The following is a 21,001-nucleotide window of genomic DNA, read 5'->3' as shown; positions in this document are numbered from 1 at the left end:
GCCCCCATTGTGCGCAACTCCCTCCCCCGACCTCGAACCGGAAGCGCTTTTCGACCCGGTACGCGGACCATGTGCTCACCTGCCCGGCGCACCCGCGACAGCCCGGCGCCCGCCCTGGCCGCGTCGTGCGAGGCGTCGGCCCGCCGGCACCGGTAAACCGTAGGGGTGTTCGCCCCCAGGCCGGCAGGGGCCCTCCCCAACGGTCGCGCCCCCGCGGCGGACCGCACGCCCTGACCGCCGCACGTCCTGACCGCCGCACGCCCTGACCGCCGCGCACCCCAGCCGGCCGTATCGACCCGCACCGGAAAGAGCCATCCCCGTGACCACCTCCTCCTCTCCTCCTCCCGGCCCCCGTGCCCGTCACGACGAACTGCGCTCGCAGCTCGACTCCCTCACCACCGAGGCCTTCCGGCCCGAGCTGGCCGAGATCGACCGGCTCCCCACCCTCGACATCGCCCGCCTGATGAACGGCGAGGACGCCACCGTGCCCGCCGCCGTCGCCGCGCGGCTGCCCGAGATCGCCGCCGCCGTCGACGCCGTCGCCGAGCGGATGGCGCGCGGCGGACGGCTCGTCCACGCCGGCGCCGGCACCGCCGGACGGCTCGGCGTGCTCGACGCCTCCGAGTGCCCGCCCACCTTCGCCACCGCCCCTGGCCAGGTCGTCGGACTGATCGCCGGCGGCCCGGAGGCGATGATCCGCTCCGTCGAGGGCGCCGAGGACTCCCGCGAGCTGGCCGAGGCGGACCTCGCCGCCCTCGCGCTCACCCCCGAGGACACCGTGGTCGGCGTCTCCGCCTCCGGACGCACCCCCTACGCCCTCGCCGCCGTCGAGTACGCCCGCTCCCGGGGCGCCCTGACCGTCGGGCTGGCCTGCAACCCGGGCAGCGCGCTGGCCGCCGCCGCCGAACACGGCATCGAGGTCGTCGTCGGACCGGAACTCCTCACCGGCTCCACCCGGCTGAAGGCGGGCACCGCCCAGAAGCTGGTGCTGAACATGATCTCGACGATCACCATGATCCGGCTCGGCAAGACCTACGGGAACCTCATGGTCGACGTGCGCGCCTCCAACGAGAAGCTGCGCGCCCGCTCCCGCCGGATCGTCGCCCTCGCCACGGGTGCCGCCGACGAGGAGATCGAGGCCGCCCTCACGGCCACCGGCGGCGAGGTGAAGCACGCGATCCTGGCCCTGCTCGCCGGGGTCGACGGGCCGTCGGCCGCCCGCCTTCTGGAGGAGTCCGACGGCCGTCTGCGCGCCGCGCTCGCCGCCGCGGGGCGTTGAGCCGCACCCTCGGGGAGTGCGCATCGACCCCACCGTCACCGCCGCCGCCGTCCTTCCCCTCGTGGGCGGCCGGGCCAACGTCGTCTCCGTCGCCCACTGCATGACCCGGCTGCGGCTGGGCCTCGCCGACCCGTCCCGGGTGGACGAGGAGGCGCTGCGGTCCCTGCCCGGCGTCCTCGGGCTCGTCGTGGACGACGGCTCGTACCAGGTGGTGCTGGGCCCGGGCGCGGTGACGCAGGTGACCTCCGCCCTCGAAGCGCTGCTCGCCGCGCCCACCGGCGGCGAGCCCCCCGGTGCGGCACGCGGCGAACTCGCCGGTGAACTCGCCGCGCGGGGGGACCTGTTGCGGGAGGAGCGGCGGCGGCGCAACGCCACGCCCCTCAAGTCGGCCCTGCGCCGCCTCGCGAACGTCTTCGTGCCCCTCATCCCCGCCCTCATCGGCTGCGGCGTCGTCGCGGGAGTCAACGGGCTGCTGGTGAACGCCGGCCTGCTGCCGTGGCTGACGCCCGCGCTGGCCGCCGTCGCCTCCGGCTTCATGGCGCTGATCGCGGTCTTCGTCGGCCTCAACACCGCCAAGGAGTTCGGCGGCACGCCGGTCCTCGGCGGTGCGGTCGCCGCGATCGTGGTGTATCCGGGCGTCGCGAAGCTCACCGTGTTCGGGGTGACGCTCTCCCCCGGCCAGGGCGGCGTCCTCGGCGCGCTGGCCGCCGCCCTGCTGGCGACCCGCGTCGAGAAGTGGTGCCGGGGTCGGGTCCCCGACGCCCTGGACGTGCTCCTCACCCCCACCCTCACCGTCCTCGTCGCGGGCCTCGCCACCCTCTACGGGCTGATGTGGGCGGCCGGCGCGGTGTCCACCGCCATCGGCACAGCCGCGAACTGGCTGCTCACGACGACGGGCCCCTTCGCCGGCCTCGTCCTCGGCGGACTGTTCCTGCCGCTGGTGATGCTGGGGCTGCACCAGGCCCTCATCCCCATCCACGCCACCCTCATCGAGCAGCAGGGCTACACCGTGCTGCTGCCCATCCTGGCGATGGCCGGCGCGGGCCAGGTCGGCGCCTGCCTCGCCGTCTACGTCCGTCTGCGCCATGACACCTCCCTGCGTACGACGATCCGCTCGGCGCTCCCGGCGGGTCTGCTGGGCGTCGGCGAACCCCTGATCTACGGCGTCTCCCTTCCTCTGGGCCGCCCCTTTCTCACCGCCTGCGCGGGCGGGGCGGCCGGCGGTGCGTTCGTCGGCTTCTTCGCGATGCTCGGCGACCGCGTCGGCGCGACGGCCATCGGTCCGTCCGGCTGGGCCCTGTTCCCCCTGCTGGCCGGGAACCACGGCTGGGGCTCCCTGCTCGCCATCTACACGGGCGGCCTGCTGACGGGCTACGCCGTCGGCTTCACCGCGACCTACCTCTTCGGCGTCCCCGACCGCCCGCGCCCACCGACCTGACCCCGCTCCGCCGCGGACATGTGCGACCGTGGTTTCGAGAACCCCCGCCCCGCGTCGCCCGTGCGACGCGACCTCGGCCAGCAGCAGAAACCGGAGCCGCCCGCCATGAACCACGCCCAGCTCACCCATCTGGGCCGTGCCCTCCGCCTCCTCGGTGAGCACGGCGAGGCCCTCACCGCCGACACCCCGGACGCCAAGCTCCACGAGGTCAAGGCGGACCTGCGGCGCGCCCTGGAGTTGCTGGACGAAAGCGTCACCGCCGCCGCGCCCGCCACCCGCTGCGCCGAGCACCCCGGCGGCCCCGTCGACAAGGCCGCCCCCGACCTCTGCCTGCTCTGCGAGACCCGCCGCCGCGCTGCCCGCCGCGCCGAGTTCAACGGCCCCGCACCGCACTCATCGAGCCCGGCCGCTCCCACCCCCTCCCGCTACGGCACCCGCGCCGACCGCCCCCAGCCCCAGCAGCGCTGGCTCCCGGAGCTGTGGAACGGACAGGAGTGGCAGCTGTGCGGCACCCCCCGCCGGGACCGCCGCGAGGCCGAGCTCTACCTCGCCGCCCTGCGCCGCGGCTCCCGCCCCGCGATGGCCTACCGGCTGGTGCACGAGTTCACCGACTACGAGGTGCTGCGCATCTGGGGCACCCCGGTCCGCACCGACATCGAACCTCTCGGCAACCTGTAGTCCCTTCTCCGTCCCCTCCCTCCTTCCTGTTTCTCCGTCCCGGTCACCGCCCCGGCAGCGGCAGCGCCAGGAAGTCGTAGCCCTCCCACAGCCGCCGCGCCGTCTCCTCCGGATACGCCCGCACCTCCGGCCGCACGTCCAGCACCTGCGTCAGCCGCCGCTGTCCGTCGTACGCCGGCCAGCCCGGGTCGCCGGTCCGGGCGAAGGACGTCCACGCGGCCTGGAAGCGGGCCGTCAGCTCCTTGGCCTCCGCCGGCACCTCCACCCCCGCGAACAGCAGCGCCCCGAGGTCCGCCTCGTAGGTACCGAACAGCAGCGGGACGTCCAGGGCGTGGCACGCGCCGAGCCCCCCGCCCATGCCCGGCGCCGGCCAGGTCAGCTCGTAGAGATAGGCCTTGCCGCCGCCCGCGATCTGCGCCTCGGCCAGCCGCAGGGACGGTATGTGGAACAGCCAGTCCGACTGCACCCGCTCGTACAACTCCTCGGCTCCCGCCTCCGGGTAGGCCGCGCGGTAAGCGGCGTCCCCGCCGTCCGGGGCGAACGTCCGCAGGGCGGCGGCCGCCTGTTCCTCCGTCACCTGCCCCAGGCGGCCCGCCATGGCGACGAACAGGCGGTACTCCTGCGCGTTGTGCCCGACGACCAGTTCCACGTCCCGCCCGGCGCCCGCCGCCAGCGCCTGCCAGGGGGTGGCGGGCAGGACCTCGCCGTCGACGACCGGCGAGAAAGGCGTGGCCGTGGGCGCGACCTGCCCCCAGCGGTCCACCCGCTGCCCCATCTTCGCGCCCAGCGCGGCCCCGGCCTCCGTCAGCCGGCGCGGGTCCACCGCGGACAGGTCGGCGGCCGTGGGGCGCAGCCCGGCCTCGGCGGCGATGGCCGCCGCCAGGTCGCGGGCCAGTTCGTCGGAGAAGAACGTGCCGGGCACGCTCTGGGCGATCGCCCGCCCGAACAGCCCGCGCGCGCCCGGTGCGGCGAGCAGCGCGGCCACCGAACCGGCGCCCGCCGACTCGCCGAACACGGTCACCCGGCCTGGGTCCCCGCCGAACCCCGCGATGTTGTCCCGCACCCACTCCAGCGCCGCGATCTGGTCCAGCAGCCCCCGGTTGGCGGGAGCGCCGTCCAGCCGCGCGAACCCCTCTATGCCGACGCGGTAGTTGAAGGTGACCACCACGAGGTCGCCGGCGCGGGCTATGTGCTGGGCGTCGTATCCCGGGCTGCCGGAGTGCCCGAGCTTGTAGGCGCCGCCGTAGATCCACACCATCACCGGCCGGGCGGACTCCGCCGTGTCCGCCCCGGGCCCGCCCGTTTCCGGCGTCCAGACGTTCACCGTCAGCCAGTCGTCGCCCGTGGGCTCCTCACGGGTTGCCGCGAGCCCCTGGAAAACCGCCTCCTGCGGGGGCGGCGGCCCGAAGGCGTACGCGTCCCGCACGCCCTCCCACGGCTGCGGCGGGCGTGGGGCCTGGAACCGGGCCTCGCCGACCGGAGGCGCGGCGAACGGGATGCCGCGGAACACCGTCAGGCCGTCCTCACGGCGCCCGCGCACGGCTCCCGCGGCGGTGCGCACGACGAGCTGGGACTCGGCGATCGTCATCCAACACTCCTGTCATCGACTGACTTCGACTGGCTTCGACTGTCATGGACTGTCGTCGGCTGTGATCAGCTGTCGTCTGCGGTGATCCGCTGTCATCGGCCGGCTGTTCATGGAACGGCCGGCGGTCGAGGGAAGTGCCGGAAGCGGCCGTCACCCCTCGTGTGAGTGACAGCCGCACCGGAAAGTCGTATGACATGAACGGGGCCCGAGGCAGAGAGATCTCCACCCCGGGCCCCGCGAGGGCTCAACCCCGGACTCATCCGGGACGCACCCCGGACACCGCTCAGCTCAGCGTGCGCAGCGCCGACGCGTCGTACGGAGCCAGGTCGGCGAAGCGGCCGGCGAGGACCTTCGCCGCCCACTGCGGGTCCTGGAGCAGCGCGCGCCCCACGGCCACCATGTCGAACTCGTCGCGCTCCAGGCTGTCGAGGAGGTCGTCGATGCCCTTGACCGGCGAGCCCTCGCCCTGGAACCCCTTGATGAAGTCGCCGTCGAGACCGACCGAGCCGACGGTGATGGCGGTCTTGCCGGTGAGCTTCTTGGTCCAGCCCGCGAGGTTGAGGTCGGAGTCCTCGAACTCCGGGAGCCAGTAGCGGCGGGTGGAGGCGTGGAAGGCATCGACGCCGGCTGCGGCGAGCGGGGTCAGGATGGCCTCCAGCTCCTCCGGGGTCTCGGCGAGGCGCGCGTCGTAGGCCTCCTGCTTCCACTGCGAGTAGCGGAAGATGATCGGGAACTCGGGCGAGACGGTCTCCCGCACGGCGGCCACGATCTCGGCGGCGAACTTCGTACGGGCCACCGGGTCGCCGCCGTAGGCGTCGGTGCGGCGGTTGGTGTGCTCCCACAGGAACTGGTCGACGAGGTAGCCGTGGGCGCCGTGGATCTCCACGCCGTGGAAGCCGATGCGCTCGGCGGCGGCCGCGGCCTGCGCGAACGCACCGATGACGTCGTCCAGGTCGCGCTGGGTCATGGCCTTGCCGGTGACGTCGTCGCCGTCGACGCGGATGCCGGAGGGACCGACGGCGGGCGCGTCCGCGTAGGGCGGCTCGCCCTCCTTGCGCACCATCCCGATGTGCCACAGCTGGGGCACGATCGTGCCGCCCGCCGCGCGCACCGCCTCGGCGACCTTCGCCCACCCCGCGAGCTGCTCCTCGCCGTGGAACCGGGGCACCCGGTCGCTCTGGCCGGCGGAGTCGTGCCCGACGTACGTACCCTCGGTGACGATGAGGCCGACACCGGCGGCGGCGCGACGGGCGTAGTAGGACACGACGTCGTCGCCGGGAACGCCGCCCGGGGAGAACATGCGCGTCATCGGCGCCATCGCGATACGGTTCGGGACCGTGAGGCCGTTGATCGTGACCGGCCGGGAGAGGATCTCGGCAGCGCGGGTGGAAGTGGGCGGGGTGACGCTCACGTGGGGGCTCCTCAGGACGTAACCGTTGGTATGTGCATATGCATCAAGTTCCTGCGAACGGTTCAACCAGCCGGGGCGGCTCCCGCATTCCGGCTCCCGGCCACGCCACCCTGTGATCCCGCCCACGCCCGCACCGGCCGCCCGCACCCGGAGGCCGGCCGCGGCAGCCGAAACGCCCGAGGGCGGCACCCCCCGCGTCAGCAGGGGGTGCCGCCCTCGGTCCGAAGGACAGGCGATCAACCGTCAGGTCGATCAGAAGTCCATGTCACCGCCCGGCATGCCGCCGCCGGCCGGGGCAGCGGCCTTCTCCGGCTTGTCGGCGATGACGGCCTCGGTGGTGAGGAACAGCGCGGCGATCGACGCGGCGTTCTGCAGCGCGGAGCGCGTCACCTTCGCCGGGTCGATGATGCCCTCGGCGATCATGTCGACGTACTCGCCGGTCGCGGCGTTCAGGCCGTGGCCGACCTGGAGGTTGCGGACCTTCTCCACGACGACGCCGCCCTCGAGACCACCGTTGACGGCGATCTGCTTGAGCGGGGCCTCCAGCGCGAGCTTCACGGCGTTGGCGCCGGTCGCCTCGTCACCGTCGAGCTCCAGCTTCTCGAAGACCTGGGAGGCCTGCAGCAGGGCCACGCCACCACCGGCGACGATGCCCTCCTCGACGGCCGCCTTCGCGTTGCGGACGGCGTCCTCGATGCGGTGCTTGCGCTCCTTGAGCTCCACCTCGGTGGCCGCGCCCGCCTTGATGACGGCCACGCCGCCCGCGAGCTTCGCCAGGCGCTCCTGGAGCTTCTCGCGGTCGTAGTCCGAGTCGCTGTTCTCGATCTCGGCGCGGATCTGGTTCACACGGCCCGCGACCTGGTCCGAGGAGCCGGCGCCGTCGACGATGGTGGTCTCGTCCTTGGTGATGACGACCTTGCGGGCCTTGCCCAGGAGGTCCAGGGAGGTGTTCTCGAGCTTGAGACCGACCTCCTCGGAGATGACCTCGCCGCCGGTGAGGATGGCGATGTCGTTCAGCATGGCCTTGCGGCGGTCGCCGAAGCCCGGGGCCTTGACCGCGACGGACTTGAACGTGCCGCGGATCTTGTTGACGACCAGGGTCGACAGGGCCTCACCCTCGACGTCCTCGGCGATGATCAGCAGCGGCTTGCCCGACTGCATGACCTTCTCCAGGAGCGGGAGCAGGTCCTTGACGTTGGAGATCTTGGAGTTGGCGATCAGGATGTACGGGTCGTCGAGGACGGCCTCCATACGCTCCATGTCGGTGGCGAAGTACGCCGAGATGTAGCCCTTGTCGAAGCGCATGCCCTCGGTGAGCTCGAGCTCGAGCCCGAAGGTCTGCGACTCCTCGACGGTGATGACGCCTTCCTTGCCGACCTTGTCCATGGCCTCGGCGATGAGCTCGCCGATCTGGGTGTCGGCGGCGGAGATGGAGGCCGTCGAAGCGATCTGCTCCTTGGTCTCGACATCCTTCGCCTGCTCCAGCAGGGCACCGGAGACGGCCTCGACGGCCTTCTCGATACCGCGCTTGAGGGCCATCGGGTTGGCGCCGGCGGCTACGTTGCGCAGACCCTCCTTGACCAGGGCCTGGGCGAGGACGGTCGCGGTGGTCGTACCGTCACCGGCGACGTCGTCCGTCTTCTTGGCGACTTCCTTGACCAGCTCGGCGCCGATCTTCTCGTACGGGTCCTCGAGCTCGATCTCCTTGGCGATGGAGACACCATCGTTGGTGATCGTGGGGGCGCCCCACTTCTTCTCGAGGACGACGTTGCGGCCCTTGGGGCCGAGCGTCACCTTGACGGCGTCCGCGAGCTGGTTCATGCCGCGCTCGAGGCCGCGCCGCGCCTCCTCGTCGAACGCGATGATCTTGGCCATGTGAAGTGGTCCCTCCAGGACTGGGGGTGATTCCTTCGGACCGCGCCCGCGCCCGCGACGGACGGCTCGCCGGCCTCGTGGTTCCTTCCCACCCGGCCTGCGGGCCTCACCGACCCGGTCCTTCGTTGTCACTCTCACCTTCAGAGTGCTAACGCCAATGATTAGCACTCGGCCATGGCGAGTGCAAGCGCCTTCGTCGGATACGCCGGGACTGTCGGCCATGCGCGAACACCGCCGGCGCCCCCGGAACCACCGGGACGGGGCCGCGGCGCGGCCCGATGTGCGGCCCGCGGCACGGCCTGATCGACGGCCGGGCAGCGCGAAGGGCCCGCACCCCCGTCGGCGGGGTGCGAGCCCTTCGTTTGAAACGTTCAGGCGGTGACGCGAACCATGTCGGCCTGCGGGCCCTTCTGGCCCTGCGAGATCTCGAACTCGACCCGCTGGCCCTCTTCCAGGGTGCGGTAGCCGTCCATCTGAATGGCGCTGTAGTGGACGAAGACGTCCGCACCACCGTCGACCGCGATGAAGCCGTACCCCTTCTCCGCGTTGAACCACTTGACGGTGCCCTGAGCCATGCCTAACTCCCCTATTACTGGCCCTTGCACAGATCCACACTTCGCGGATCCGGGTCAGACCTCACCCCCCGGTTGGTTGGGGGCGTGCGCCGGAACGCGTCGACCGCGGCTGAATGTATCTGTCCAACTGCCGTCTGCAACAGGTCAATCGGACGAGAATTCTGGACGCACACCGTCCGGAAAGTGGTGAGAATTCGCCCGGATTCAGGGCGAGTCGGACTGCCCAAACGTTACAAAAGCCGCAGAAGACGCACACACTTTGGCTACTTCTTGTCGGACGTAAGGCAGAAATCAAAGGCTCCGGATCATTGAATCGGAGGCCGGTTCCCCAACTGTACCGCGCTCAACCACACTGAATTGCCCCCTCCGCTTCTCTTGCGGAGAGGGCAATTCGATGAACTCTCGGTAATCACTGTTACCGACGGTTACTACCGGCGGGTAGTGACAGTCGTTCAGCCACCCGCGACCGCCGGAATGATGGAAACTCCCGCGCCCTCGGGCGTCGCCGTCTCGAGGCCCTGCTCGAAGCGGACATCGTCGTCGTTCACGTACACGTTGACGAACCGGCGCAGCTTGCCCTGGTCGTCGAGAACGCGGGCGGCGATGCCCGTGTGGTTCTTCTCCAGATCGGCGATGACCTCCCCGAGGGTCCCGCCCTCGGCGGTGACCTCGGCCGCCCCGCCCGTGTAGGTGCGGAGAATGGTCGGGATGCGGACGGTGACGCTCATGCTCAGGACCTCCGGTGAAGCGGACTGCTGACGGGCGCGGGGGCCGGTGCCCCGACGGGACTGGGGCGTGTTTCGAAAGTAGCGTCGTCCGCCCGTAGGGCGGGCCCGGCGGCGGCGATGGGGGCCCCTCCCGCGCGAGTTCGGTTCGAGCGTGGGGGAGCGTGCGATCGCAAGGCGGAGGGTCGCCCCGATACTGGATGTATCGGGGTGATCCGACAACGCGGCGAGCGTGCGTGCCAGACGCCGCCGGGCAGGCGGGACTTTCGAAACACGCCCTAGGCGAGACCAGCCTCGCGGAACGACTCCAGGTTCGGCCGGATCGTCGCGGTGAGCCCCGTGCCGGCCACCGCGTCCAGGGTCTTCAGACCGTCCCCGGTGTTGAGGACGACGGTCGTCAGCGCCGGGTCCAGCACGCCGTTCTCGATCAGCTTGCGCGTCACGCCCACGGTCACACCGCCGGCGGTCTCCGCGAAGATCCCCTCGGTCCGCGCCAGCACCTTGATCGCGTCGACGATCTGCTCGTCGTTCACGTCCTCCACCGCGCCGCCGGTGCGCCGCGCGATGTCGAGCACGTACGGGCCGTCGGCCGGGTTGCCGATCGCCAGCGACTTGGCGATGGTGTCCGGCTTCTGCGGCCGGACGACGTCGTGCCCCGCCTTGTAGGCGACGGACACCGGGGAGCACCCCTCCGCCTGCGCACCGAAGATCTTGTACGGCTTGTCCTCGACGAGCCCGAGCTTGATCAGCTCCTGCAGCCCCTTGTCGATCTTCGTGAGCTGGGAACCGGAGGCGATGGGCACCACCAGCTGGTCGGGGAGCCGCCAGCCGAGCTGCTCGCAGATCTCGTACGCCAGCGTCTTGGAGCCCTCGGCGTAGTACGGCCGCAGGTTGACGTTGACGAAGCCCCAGCCCTCACCCGCCGGGTCGCCGATGAGCTCGGAGCAGAAGCGGTTGACGTCGTCGTAGTTGCCCTCGATGCCGACGAGTTCACCGCCGTAGACCGCCGCCATGACGACCTTGCCCTGCTCCAGGTCGTGCGGGATGAACACGCAGGAGCGGAAGCCGGCCCGGGCCGCGGCGGCGCCCACCGCGCCGGCGAGGTTGCCGGTGGAGGAGCAGGAAAGGGTGGTGAAGCCGAACGCGCGGGCGGCCTCCAGGGCCTGGGCGACGACCCGGTCCTTGAAGGAGTGGGTCGGGTTGCCGGAGTCGTCCTTGACGAACAGCTTGCCGGGCTCGACGCCCAGCTCGCGGGCCAGGTTGTCGGCCTGGACGAGCTTGGTCCAGCCGGGGTTGATGTTCGGCTTGTCCGCGACGTCGGCCGGGACGGGCAGCAGCGGGGCGTAGCGCCAGATGTCGGCAGGGCCGGCCTCGATGCGCTTGCGGAGCTCCTCCGTGTCGTAGGAGGAGAAGTCGTAGGCGATCTCCAGCGGGCCGAAACACTCCTCGCAGGCGAAGAGCGGGCCGAGGGGGACGCGGTGACCGCACTCCCGGCAGCTCAGCGCCGCGGCGGGGCCGAGATCGACGGCGGGGGCGGAGGTGCCGATGGAAGCGGTGGTTCCGGTCGCAACAGTCTGCGCAGCCATGTGAGGCGAGGCCCTTTCTCCTCATCTTCCTCACGACGCATCTCGCCGTGAGACGGATTTGGCACCTTCCCGAGCCGGGAGCCCCGCCACGTCTGTGTGACAAGAGCCGGCTGGAGGGTTGCCGGGGCTTCATCGGGCCGTGTCCCTCTGCCCCTCTGGATGAGCGGTATGCAGTTGTTGATCCCTGAACGCCGGATTGACCCCGGACATGCGATGGTCATCCGCGTTGTTCAAGACTGTAACCGACACCCCGGACAGTTGAGATAGTCGTCCGAAGCGCGAGACGGATCACACGGTCACCCCCTGTGCACCTGGTGTGATCGCGACAGTGAGGAGCCGCAGACCGTGCTGGAAGAAGTCGGGCGCTGGCTCGCCACCCGCTCCTGGTCGGTGACCGATCGCCCGCTGCACAGAATCCTGGCCGCCAAGCGCGCCTCGGGCCAGTCGGTTTCCGTGGTGCTGCCCGCGCTGAACGAGGAGGAGACGGTCGGCGAGATCGTCACGGTCATCCGTCACGACCTCATGCGGCAGGCCCCGCTCGTCGACGAGATCGTCGTCGTCGACTCCGGCTCCACCGACCGCACCTCCCAGGTCGCCGCGGCGGCGGGGGCGCGCGTCGTCCACCGGGACGCGATACTCCCCCGCATCCCGGCGCTGCCCGGCAAGGGCGAGGTGCTGTGGCGCTCGCTGCTGGTCACCACGGGCGACATCGTCTGCTTCGTGGACGCCGATCTGCGGGAGTTCTCCTCCGACTTCGTGTCCGGAATCGTCGGCCCTCTGCTCACCGATCCCGGCGTGGACCTGGTCAAGGCCATGTACGACCGCCCCCTGGGCGCCGGAGCCGACACGCCCTCCCCCACCGGGGCGGCCGGCCAGGGCGGCCGGGTCACGGAACTGATGGCGCGCCCGCTGCTGAACATGCACTGGCCGCATCTCGCGGGCTTCGTGCAGCCCCTCGGCGGCGAGTACGCGGCCCGCCGCAGCCTGCTGGAACGGCTGCCCTTCCCCGTCGGCTACGGGGTGGAGCTGGGGATGCTCGTCGACGCGCTGCACCTGGTCGGTCTGGACGCGCTCGCCCAGGTCGACGTGGGCGTGCGCAGGCACCGCCACCAGGACGGGCAGGCGCTCGGCCGGATGGCGGCGGCGATCTACCGCACCGCACAACTGCGGCTGGCCCGCGGCCACCTGGTGCGCCCCGCCCTCACCCAGTTCGAGCGCGGCGCGAACGGCTTCGAGCCGCGCACCCACCCGGTGGACACCGAGGAGCGGCCGCCGATGGCGGAGATCGCGGAATACGCCTCCCGCAGGGTGGCGTGAGCGACACCCCCTCGGAGGGCTTCCGTACGTTTGAGCGTTTCCCGTGCGGGCTAGGTTGAGGCGTATGGCTTCCACGGCTTCCCCGCACGACGTCGCTGCTCAGGGTGCTCAGGTGTTGGTCGCGTCCAACCGCGGCCCGGTCTCCTACACGGTCTCCGAGGACGGCTCGCTGCAGACCAAACGGGGCGGCGGCGGCCTGGTGTCGGGCCTGTCCGCCATCGGCCCGGAGGCGGGCGCCCTGTGGGTGTGCTCGGCCCTCTCCGACGACGACCGCGAGGCGGTCCGGCGCGGGGTCGGCGAGGACGGCGTGCGGATGCTGGACATCCCCGCCGACGTGCACGCCGACGCCTACAACGGCATCGCCAACTCCGTGCTCTGGTTCGTCCACCACCTGCTCTACCAGACCCCGCTGGAGCCGGTGTTCGACGCCGGCTTCCGACGCCAGTGGGCGTCGTACGAGACGTACAACCGCGCCTTCGCGGAGGCGCTCGCCGAGGAGGCGGCGCCGGGCGCGGCCGTCCTCGTGCAGGACTACCACCTGTGCCTGGTCCCCGGGATGCTCCGCGAGCTCCGCCCCGACCTGCGCATCGGCCACTTCTCGCACACGCCGTGGGCGCCCGTGGACTACTTCGGCCTGCTGCCCGCCGACGTCCGCCGGCAGCTGCTGCGGGGCATGCTCGGCGCGGACCGGCTCGGCTTCCTCACCCGCCGCTGGGCGGACGCCTTCACCGCGTGCTGCGACGAGTTCGCCGGCGGCCTCGACGGGACCGAGGTCGGCGTGCACGGGCTCGGCGCGGACGGCGACTTCCTGCGCGCCCGCTCCCACGAGCCGGACGTCGACGAGCGCATGGCGGCGCTGCGCGAGGAGATCGGCGCCGCTCCCGACGGCGGCGCCCGCCGGACCATCGTCCGCGTCGACCGCACCGAGCTGTCGAAGAACATCGTGCGCGGCCTGCTGGCCTACCGGCAGCTCCTCGACGACCGCCCGGAGTGGCGCGAACGCGTCGTCCACGTCGCCTTCGCCTACCCCTCCCGCCAGGACCTCGCGGTCTACCGCGACTACACCGCCGAGGTGCAGCGGGTCGCCCGGGAGATCAACGAGTCGTACGGCACCCCCGGCTGGACCCCGGTCGTCCTGCACGTCAAGGACGACTTCGCCCGCTCCCTAGCCGCCTACCGCCTCGCCGACGTCGCCCTGGTCAACCCCATCCGGGACGGCATGAACCTCGTCGCGAAGGAGGTGCCGGTCGTCTCCGACGAGGGCTGCGTGCTGGTCCTGTCCCGGGAGGCCGGCGCGTACGCGGAACTCGGCGACGACGCGATCGTGGTGAACCCCTACGACGTGCTGGAGACCGCCCGCGCCCTGCACGAGGCGCTCACCACGCCGGCGCAGGAGCGGGCGGAGCACACCAAGAGGCTGACGGCGGCCGCGACCGCGCTGCCCCCGGCCCAGTGGTTCCTGGATCAGCTGCAGGCGCTGCGGGGCGTTCAGCCCAGCTGATCCGCGAGCACGCGCAGCAGTCGTACGACGCCTGCCGGGCCGTCGACGACGAGGTCCGCGCGCTCGGAGAGCTCGGTGACCTCGGCGCTGCCGCTGGCCACGAGCAGGCCGGGCACCCCCTCGGAGCGGAGCTCGTCGACGGCGGCGAAGGCGGGGAGGTCGCCCAGGTCGTCGCCGGCGTAGAGGACGCACTCGGCGCCGATCTCCCGCACGTACTCGGTCAGGGCGACGCCCTTGTCCACGCCGGGCGGCCGCAGCTCCAGGACCATGCGGCCCGGCTCGACGATCAGCCCGTGCCGGGCGGCGAGGTCGGCGAGGGGCTTGCGCAGCGCCTCGAAGGCGGCCTGCGGGTCCTCGGCGCGCCGGGTGTGCACGGCGACGGCCCGGCCCTTCTCCTCCACCCACGTCCCCTGCCACGCCCCGGCCGCCTCCAGCACGTCCGGCAGTTCGGCGCGGGCGGAGGCGACGCCGGGGTGGGGGTCGGGCGCGCTGACGGTGTCGGTGCGGGCGTCCCAGCGTTCGGCGCCGTAGTGCCCGAGCACCACCAGCCGGTCCAGGCCCGGCACCCCGGCGAAGCCGCCGTTGCGCACGGCCACGGCGGGAGGCCGGCCGGTGACGACCGCGACGGAGGCGACCTTCGGGGCGAGCGCCGCGAGCGCGGGGACGGCGTCGGGGTGCGCCCGGGCGTCGTCGGGGTTCTCGACGATGGGGGCGAGGGTGCCGTCGAAGTCGAGGGCGACGAGGGTGGCGCCGGGGCGCGCGAGGATCGCCTCGAGCGCCTCCCGGCCGCGGGGGGTCGTGGGGGTGGGGAGTTGGGTGCCCATACGGTGAGGTTATCCGCGGGCGCCGACACCATCCCAGCCCGTCCGGGGGTCCCCCCTCCGGGGGAGTTCGAGGACGAGGCCCGTTCAGGGCCGACAGGGGGTCTGGGGGCGTAGCCCCCAGGGCGCGAGGACGCACATGGGCTCACCGAATCGGCGCACCTCCCCCGGAGGGGGTCTCAGCGCTCCGCCCGGCGGGCCTCCCGGACGCGGCGGAGGCGGTTGACCGTCACCGGGTCGTGGGCCAGGGCGCGCGGGTCGTCCAGGAGGGCGTTGAGGAGCTGGTAGTAGCGCACCGGGGACAGCTGAAGCTCCTCACGGATCACCCGCTCCTTCGCGCCGGGCCCGGAGAACCCGCGCCGTTCCAGGGCGAGGATGTCCCGCTCCCTCGCCCCCAGCTCCTGCGCCTCAGGCCGTTCCATGCCCTGCACGGTAGCCGAACCGGCTCAGCCGGCGGAGTTCTCCGCGGTCGTCGCCGCCGTCTGGAGCTCGCTCAGCACACCGGAGGGGTTGCCGTTCGCGGTGACGGCGGAGCCGATCCGCCGCTTGATGTCGGCGCTGACCGTCGCCCACGAGGTCAGCCCGACGGGGTAGGCCTCGGCGACCGGCAGCATGTCCAGGAAGGGCCGCAGGTCCGCGTCCTCCGGGGCGTTGCTCATGGTCTCGGAGGCGGAGTTGGTGACCGGCAGCAGGTCGTACTCGCGGGAGAAGGCGAGCACGTTGTCCTCGTCGTAGACGAAGTCGAGGAAGTCGCCGATCTCCTCGGCGTGCCCGTTCTGCTTGAAGGCGGTCATCCAGTCGGCGACGCCGAGGGAGGTCTTGCTCGGGCCGTCGGCGCCCGGCATGGCCACCATGCCGAACTGCACGCCCTTCTTCTTCGCCGCCTTCATCAGCGAGGGATGCCCGTTGAGCATCCCGACCTGGCCGGCGGTGAACGCGGAGAACGCGGTGGCCCGGTTCAGCTTGCCCGGCGCGACCGGCCCGGTCAGGCCCTTGCCGACCAGCTCGTTCTTCAGCCAGGTGACGGTCTCGACGTTCTCGGCGGAGTCGAAGTTGTAGCCGGTGGCGCTCGGGGTGTAGCCGCCCCCGCCGCTGAGCAGCCACTGCAGGGTCTCGGCCTGCGCCTCCTCGGGGCCCAGCGGCAGCGCGTAGGGGTACTTCACGCCCTCGTCCTTGAGCGCCTCGGCGTCGTCGGCGAGCTCGGCCCAGGTGGTCGGCGGGGTGATGCCGGCTTTGGCGAAAAGGGTCTTGTTGTAGAAGAGCAGCCGCGTGGAGGAGGCGAACGGCATGCCGTACTGCACGCCGCGCACCTGGCCCGCGTCGGCGAGCCGGGAGACGAAGTCGGCCTGGACGGGGATGGAGAGCACGTCGTCGGCCTTGTAGAGCAGGTCGGCGGCGGCGTAGTCGGAGTAGGAGCCGATCTGCGCCATGTCGGGCGCGTCACCGGCCTTGACCATCGCCTTGACCTTGGCGTCGACGTCGCTCCAGGAGTACACGCTGACGTCGACGGTGACGCCGGGGTGCTCGGCCTCGTAGGCCTGGACGAGCTTGTCCCAGTACTTCTTCGAGGTGTTGGCGCCGTTGTCGCCGTAGTCGGCGGCCACCAGTCTCAGCGTGACGTCTTCGGAGCCGCCGACACCGCAGCCCGCGAGGACCGCCGTCATCCCGAGGGCGGTCGTCACCGCGATCGTCCCCGATTTCCCTGCCCGCAGCCGCACTGCCCGTCTCCGCTCCCCTGAGGGCCGTCGCCGCTCAGGGGCTCCGGCCGGCGACCGGCCGGTGAGCACCGGACGGTCGACATCGTCGAATGAATGTTCCGACCAATTAAACCGCTATCCGGACCGAGGTCTACTCCAGAGGTCTACTCCATAGTGGACTAGACCTCTTGAGGGCCGTCGGTCCACACTGTTCCCCGTGAGACATGTCATCGCCCTCGACGTGGGCGGCACCGGGATGAAGGCCGCCCTGGTCGGCTCGGCGGGCACGCTGCTGCACCGCGCCCGCCGAGCCACCGGCCGCGAACGCGGACCCGACGCCGTCGTCGCCGGCGTCCGCGACTTCGCCGCCGCACTGCGCGCCCACGGCGCCGAGCACCTCGGCGAACCCGCGGCCGCGGCCGGCGTCGTCGTCCCCGGCATCGTCGACGAGGCCCGCGGCACCGCCGTCTACGCCGCCAACCTCGGCTGGCGCGACGTCCCGCTCCGCGAACTGATCGCCGCCGACCTGGGCGTCCCGGTCGCCCTCGGCCACGACGTACGCACCGGCGGGCTCGCCGAGGGCCGCCTCGGCGCGGGCCGGGACGCCGACCGCTTCCTGTTCGTGGCGCTGGGCACCGGCATCGCCGGCGCCATCGGCCTCGACGGCCGGGTCGAGGCCGGCGCACACGGCTTCGCGGGCGAGATCGGGCACGTCGTCGTACGGCCCGGCGGAACCCCGTGCCCCTGCGGGCAGCGCGGCTGCCTGGAGCGGTACGCGTCCGCCGCGGCGGTCGGCGAGGCATGGGCCGTCGCCTGCGGGAACCCGGAGGCGGACGCGGCCCACTGCGCGAAGGCCGTCACGGCCGGCGACCCGAACGCCGTCCGGGTCTGGCAGGACGCCGTGGACGCCCTGGCCGACGGCCTGGTCACCGCGCTCACCCTGCTGGACCCCCACATGCTCGTCATCGGTGGCGGCCTCGCGGAGTCGGGGGAAACCTTGTTCACACCACTGAGGGACGCCGTCCGGCGGCGGCTCACCTTCCAGAAACCGCCGCGGATCGTCCCCGCGGCCCTGGGCGACACGGCCGGCTGCCTGGGAGCGGGACTCCTGGCCTGGGATCTCCTCGAAACAACCGACGCCACGGAGGTAACGCCCTGATGGTCACCCCCCTGGGGGCGCGGGACAGCGCCGACATGCGGCTCCGCCGCGGGGCACGACAAGCCACGACGCAGCCGCAGCCCGCGGGCGGCCGAAGCACGAAGGTGCTCACCGGCGCCCGGGTCGTGCTGCCCACCGGCACGGTCCCGGACGGAAGCGTCACCGTCGTCGGCACCCGCATCTCCGCCGCGACTCCCGCAGACGCCCAGCTCATCGACGTGAAGGGCCACTGGCTGATCCCCGGCTTCGTCGACCTCCACAACCACGGCGGCGGCGGAGCATCCTTCTCCGGCCCGGCCGACGACGTGCTGAAAGCCGTCCACACCCACCGCCTGCACGGCACCACCACCCTCGTCGCCTCCACGGTCACCGACGACATGGACGCCCTGGTCCGACAGGCCGGCCTGCTGTCCGAGCTGGCCGAGCAGGGCGACCTGGCGGGAATCCACTTCGAGGGCCCGTTCATCTCACCGTGCCGCAAGGGCGCGCACTCCGAACGGCTGCTGCGCGACCCCCACCCGGCCGAGGTGCGCAAGCTCGTCGACGCGGCCCGCGGCCAGGCGAAGATGGTCACCCTGGCCACCGAACTGCCCGGCGGCATCGACTCCGTACGGCTGCTGAGGGACCACGCAGTGATCGCCGCCGTCGGCCACACCGACGCCACCTACGAGCAGACCGTCGAAGCCATCGAGGCGGGCGCCACGGTCGCCACCCACCTCTTCAACGCGATGCCCGCCCTCGGCCACCGCTCCCCCGGCCCGATCGCCGCGCTCCTCGCGGACGAACGGGTCACCGTCGAGCTCATCAACGACGGCGTCCACCTGCACCCGGCCGCACTGGAGCTGGCGTTCCGTCACGCGGGCCCGCACCGGGTGGCGTTCATCACCGACGCCATGGACGCCGCCGGCTTCGGCGACGGCCGCTACGACCTCGGACCGCTCGCGGTCGACGTCGTCGACGGCGTCGCCCGGCTGGTCGAGGGCGGCTCGATCGCCGGCTCCACCCTCACCCAGGACCGCGCCTTCAAACGGGCGGTGACGGTCGACCGCATCCCGGTCGAGGACGCCGTCACGGCCCTGTCGGCCACCCCGGCCCGGCTGCTCGGCATGGCCGACACGGTGGGCTCCCTGGAACCCGGCAAGGACGCCGACCTGGTCATCCTCGACGAGAACTTCGACCTCAAGGGCGTGATGCGCAAGGGGGATTGGGTGGTCGATCCCCAACTGGGCTGAAACGTCCGCCCGCCCGCGGACGGCGGCCGACCCGGGGACTGGGCCGGCCGCCGTCTCTTTGGCATGATCGTGCCTCCGGAAAACGGAGAACCGGCTTCCACGGAAGTGGAATCCGCAAGTCACAGCACGCGAACGGACGGCGAACAGCCGGCCCTCGGGGGAGGTCGGACCAGGTGATCCTCACCGTCACGCTGAACACCGCTCTCGACGTCACGTATCGCGTCCCGGCGCTGCGCCCGCACAGCGCGCACCGGGTGACCCAGGTGACGGAACGGCCCGGCGGCCGGGGACTGAACGTGGCGCGCGTCCTGGCCGCGCTCGGCCACGAGGCGACCGTCACCGGTTTCGCGGGCGGCGCCACCGGCCGGGTCGTGCGGGAGCGCCTGACCGGCGTCGCCGACGCGCTCGTACCGATATCCGGCTCCACCCGCCGCACGATCGCCGTCGTCGACGCCCGCACCGGCGACACCACCCGCCTCGACGAACCCGGCCCCCTCGTCACGCCCGCCGAGTGGACCGCCTTCCTCCAGGCGTACGAGGGTCTGCTGGCCGGCGCGGACGCGGTGGCCCTGTGCGGAAGCCTGCCGCCGGGAGTGCCCGTGGGCGCGTACGCGGGCCTGGTGCGTCTCGCGCGCGCCGCGGGGGTTCCCGTACTGCTGGACACCGGAGGGGAGCCGCTGCGCCGCGCGGTCGCCGCCCGCCCCGATCTGATCGCGCCGACCCGCGACGAACTGGCCGAACTCACCGGCTCGCACGAGCCGTTGCGGGCCACCCGGGACGCCCGCCGGCGCGGCGCCCGCTCCGTGGTGGCCTCTCTGGGCCCCGAGGGCCTGGTCGCGGCGACCCCGGAGGGCCACTGGCGGGCCGTACCGCCCACCCGTCCGCACGGCGGCCTCACCGACGCCGGCGGTTTCGTCACCGCCGGACTGCTGTCCGGCCTGGCCGAACGCCTCCCCTGGCCGGAGACCCTGGCCCGCGCGGTGGCCCTGTCCACGGCGAAGGTCCTCGCCCCGGCGGCCTGCGAGTTCGACCCGGCCGCCTACGAGGACCTGCTCGGCCGGGTCGCGGTGACCGGCGAGGTCAACGCGGCCTGACCGCTACTTCGTGACCTGGCCCTTCTTCAGCCACAACTGGTCGAGCAGCACGTTGCACTTGTCGCCGTTCTCACAGGAGATGGTGAAGGTGTTGGTGCCCTTGTTGAGCGTCGGCCACGTGTAGGTGGTCGTCCAGCCCTTCTCGAGGTCGCCCTCCTTGGCGTGCGTGAAGTTGCCGAGGTTGACCTTGTTGCCGAAGGGCTTGCCGTTGACGGTGAGCGTCATCTCCTGGTCCGCGCCGGTCACGTTGAACCGGGTGAAGAGCGTGTAGTCGCCCTCCGACGGGATGGCGTCGACGGTCCAGGTGACGGAGTTGCCGACCTGGTTGAGGTTGCCCACGTAAGTGCCGCCGTCGGACTGCGCGCCCTTGACGTCGGAGGCCAGTGCGGCGGCACCGCCGAGGCGCAGCGCCTTGGCGTCGACCGTCGGCAGTTCGGCCTCCTGGGAGGGCTCTCCGCTGCCGGACGGGCTGGGTGAGGCGCTCGCGGACGCCGCGGGGCCGGGAGAGGCCGCGGTGTCGTCCTTCTTGTTGTCGTCGGGGTCGCCGTTCGACATGGCCACCGCGATGCCGACCACGACCGCGGCGACGACCGCGACCGCGCCGATCAGCAGGCCCTTGGTGTTGGGGCCGCGGCCCCGGCCGCCGCCGGACGGCGCCGGCTGCCGGTTGCCGGTGGGCACGGATCCGCCGCCGGGGAGGGTCTCCGGGGCTGCGTAGTGAGAGTTCGGCTGGCCGTAAGCGCCCTGCTGCGGCACCGTCGACTGCCCGTACTGCGCGGTCGACTGCTGCTGCGGCTGGGCGTACTTGCGCTCGCCGACGGCACGCACACGGCTGACCGAGTTCGGGTAACCGTAGCCCCCGGAGGGCGGCTGAGCTCCGTTGGCCTGACCGTCGGCGTAGAGGTAGCCGAACGGGTCGTCGTCCTCGGGCGTGCTCGCGCCGTTGTTGCCGGGCGTCATCCCTTCGTTCTCCTCAACAGGTGCGGGGCGGATGCGGTCCGCGGGCGGAGTTCTTCATTCCGTTC

At 72.3% G+C, this 21,001-nt stretch carries 18 protein-coding genes and 1 riboswitch; of the genes, 8 read left to right on the top strand and 10 right to left on the bottom strand.

The genetic code is table 11. From position 1 onward, the window contains the following. Positions 1 to 319 precede the first annotated feature (319 nt). The 3 genes from murQ (at position 320) to EV567_RS19890 (ending at position 3,395) form a co-directional block, all read left to right on the top strand. Positions 320 to 1,279: an N-acetylmuramic acid 6-phosphate etherase gene (murQ, locus tag EV567_RS19900; RefSeq protein WP_130441973.1), complete on the top strand. Its 960-nt coding sequence runs from the start codon at positions 320 to 322 to the stop codon at positions 1,277 to 1,279. A 16-nt stretch (positions 1,280 to 1,295) separates the two neighbouring features. Next, positions 1,296 to 2,717, top strand: coding sequence for a PTS transporter subunit EIIC (locus tag EV567_RS19895; protein ID WP_130441971.1), 1,422 nt, complete (start codon positions 1,296 to 1,298; stop codon positions 2,715 to 2,717). A gap of 105 nt (positions 2,718 to 2,822) precedes the next feature. After that, positions 2,823 to 3,395, top strand: a complete 573-nt coding sequence (locus EV567_RS19890) for a hypothetical protein (protein WP_130442596.1) — start codon at positions 2,823 to 2,825, stop codon at positions 3,393 to 3,395. 43 nt (positions 3,396 to 3,438) lie between these two features. Here EV567_RS19890 and EV567_RS19885 read toward each other — a convergent pair whose 3' ends face one another. The 6 genes from EV567_RS19885 to thrC form a co-directional block, all read right to left on the bottom strand. Further along, on the bottom strand, positions 3,439 to 4,983 hold the full coding sequence (locus EV567_RS19885; protein ID WP_130441969.1) for a carboxylesterase/lipase family protein: 1,545 nt from the start codon (positions 4,981 to 4,983) through the stop codon (positions 3,439 to 3,441). Between the two features lie 283 nt (positions 4,984 to 5,266). Continuing rightward, positions 5,267 to 6,394: an NADH:flavin oxidoreductase gene (locus tag EV567_RS19880; RefSeq protein WP_130441967.1), complete on the bottom strand. Its 1,128-nt coding sequence runs from the start codon at positions 6,392 to 6,394 to the stop codon at positions 5,267 to 5,269. Positions 6,395 to 6,646: 252 nt separating this feature from the next. Further along, entirely contained in the window at positions 6,647 to 8,269 is a 1,623-nt protein-coding gene (gene groL / locus EV567_RS19875; RefSeq protein ID WP_130441965.1) for a chaperonin GroEL, read from the bottom strand. A 371-nt stretch (positions 8,270 to 8,640) separates the two neighbouring features. Then, positions 8,641 to 8,844, bottom strand: a complete 204-nt coding sequence (locus EV567_RS19870; protein WP_004986573.1) for a cold-shock protein — start codon at positions 8,842 to 8,844, stop codon at positions 8,641 to 8,643. Positions 8,845 to 9,296: 452 nt separating this feature from the next. After that, positions 9,297 to 9,572, bottom strand: a complete 276-nt coding sequence (locus tag EV567_RS19865; RefSeq protein ID WP_130441963.1) for a MoaD/ThiS family protein — start codon at positions 9,570 to 9,572, stop codon at positions 9,297 to 9,299. Positions 9,573 to 9,847: 275 nt separating this feature from the next. Further along, the gene (thrC, locus tag EV567_RS19860) at positions 9,848 to 11,155 is read right to left on the bottom strand and encodes a threonine synthase (RefSeq protein WP_130441961.1); all 1,308 of its coding nucleotides are present in this window, start codon (positions 11,153 to 11,155) and stop codon (positions 9,848 to 9,850) included. 18 nt (positions 11,156 to 11,173) lie between these two features. Further along, a riboswitch (SAM riboswitch) is annotated at positions 11,174 to 11,321 on the bottom strand. Between the two features lie 179 nt (positions 11,322 to 11,500). Between thrC and EV567_RS19855 the strand changes: the two genes are divergently transcribed. Continuing rightward, on the top strand, positions 11,501 to 12,472 hold the full coding sequence (locus EV567_RS19855; RefSeq protein WP_130441959.1) for a glucosyl-3-phosphoglycerate synthase: 972 nt from the start codon (positions 11,501 to 11,503) through the stop codon (positions 12,470 to 12,472). A gap of 64 nt (positions 12,473 to 12,536) precedes the next feature. Continuing rightward, entirely contained in the window at positions 12,537 to 13,973 is a 1,437-nt protein-coding gene (locus EV567_RS19850) for a trehalose-6-phosphate synthase (protein WP_130441957.1), read from the top strand. Here the strand turns inward: EV567_RS19850 and otsB are convergent. The 3 genes from otsB to EV567_RS19835 all read right to left on the bottom strand — a co-directional run bounded on the left by otsB (position 13,961) and on the right by EV567_RS19835 (position 16,458). Then, a complete protein-coding gene (otsB, locus tag EV567_RS19845) occupies positions 13,961 to 14,797 on the bottom strand; it encodes a trehalose-phosphatase (protein WP_130441955.1) in 837 nt (278 codons plus the stop codon). The genes EV567_RS19850 and otsB overlap by 13 nt on opposite strands. A 176-nt stretch (positions 14,798 to 14,973) precedes the next feature. Beyond that, a complete protein-coding gene (locus EV567_RS19840) occupies positions 14,974 to 15,216 on the bottom strand; it encodes a DUF3263 domain-containing protein (RefSeq protein ID WP_130441953.1) in 243 nt (80 codons plus the stop codon). 24 nt (positions 15,217 to 15,240) lie between these two features. Further along, a complete protein-coding gene (locus EV567_RS19835; protein WP_130442594.1) occupies positions 15,241 to 16,458 on the bottom strand; it encodes an extracellular solute-binding protein in 1,218 nt (405 codons plus the stop codon). Positions 16,459 to 16,708: 250 nt separating this feature from the next. Here EV567_RS19835 and EV567_RS19830 point away from each other — a divergent pair, with 250 nt between their 5' ends. The 3 genes from EV567_RS19830 to EV567_RS19820 all read left to right on the top strand — a co-directional run bounded on the left by EV567_RS19830 (position 16,709) and on the right by EV567_RS19820 (position 19,976). Beyond that, positions 16,709 to 17,650: an ROK family protein gene (locus EV567_RS19830; protein WP_130441951.1), complete on the top strand. Its 942-nt coding sequence runs from the start codon at positions 16,709 to 16,711 to the stop codon at positions 17,648 to 17,650. Beyond that, positions 17,650 to 18,882 carry an N-acetylglucosamine-6-phosphate deacetylase gene (gene nagA, locus EV567_RS19825; protein WP_407071604.1) on the top strand — a complete coding sequence of 411 codons (1,233 nt, stop codon included), beginning with the start codon at positions 17,650 to 17,652 and terminating at the stop codon, positions 18,880 to 18,882. The genes EV567_RS19830 and nagA overlap by 1 nt, the downstream gene beginning before the upstream one ends. 173 nt (positions 18,883 to 19,055) lie before the next feature. Next, positions 19,056 to 19,976, top strand: a complete 921-nt coding sequence (locus tag EV567_RS19820; RefSeq protein ID WP_130441949.1) for a 1-phosphofructokinase family hexose kinase — start codon at positions 19,056 to 19,058, stop codon at positions 19,974 to 19,976. 3 nt (positions 19,977 to 19,979) lie between these two features. Here the strand turns inward: EV567_RS19820 and EV567_RS19815 are convergent, their stop codons facing one another. After that, positions 19,980 to 20,936: a carbohydrate-binding protein gene (locus tag EV567_RS19815; protein WP_130441947.1), complete on the bottom strand. Its 957-nt coding sequence runs from the start codon at positions 20,934 to 20,936 to the stop codon at positions 19,980 to 19,982. Between the last annotated feature and the right edge of the window lie 65 nt (positions 20,937 to 21,001).

The sequence above is a fragment of the Streptomyces sp. BK239 genome, assembly GCF_004217285.1.
GTDB lineage: Bacteria > Actinomycetota > Actinomycetes > Streptomycetales > Streptomycetaceae > Streptomyces.
Note: the sequence above shows the minus strand (reverse complement) of the source record. Positions and strands in the feature narration are given on the sequence as shown.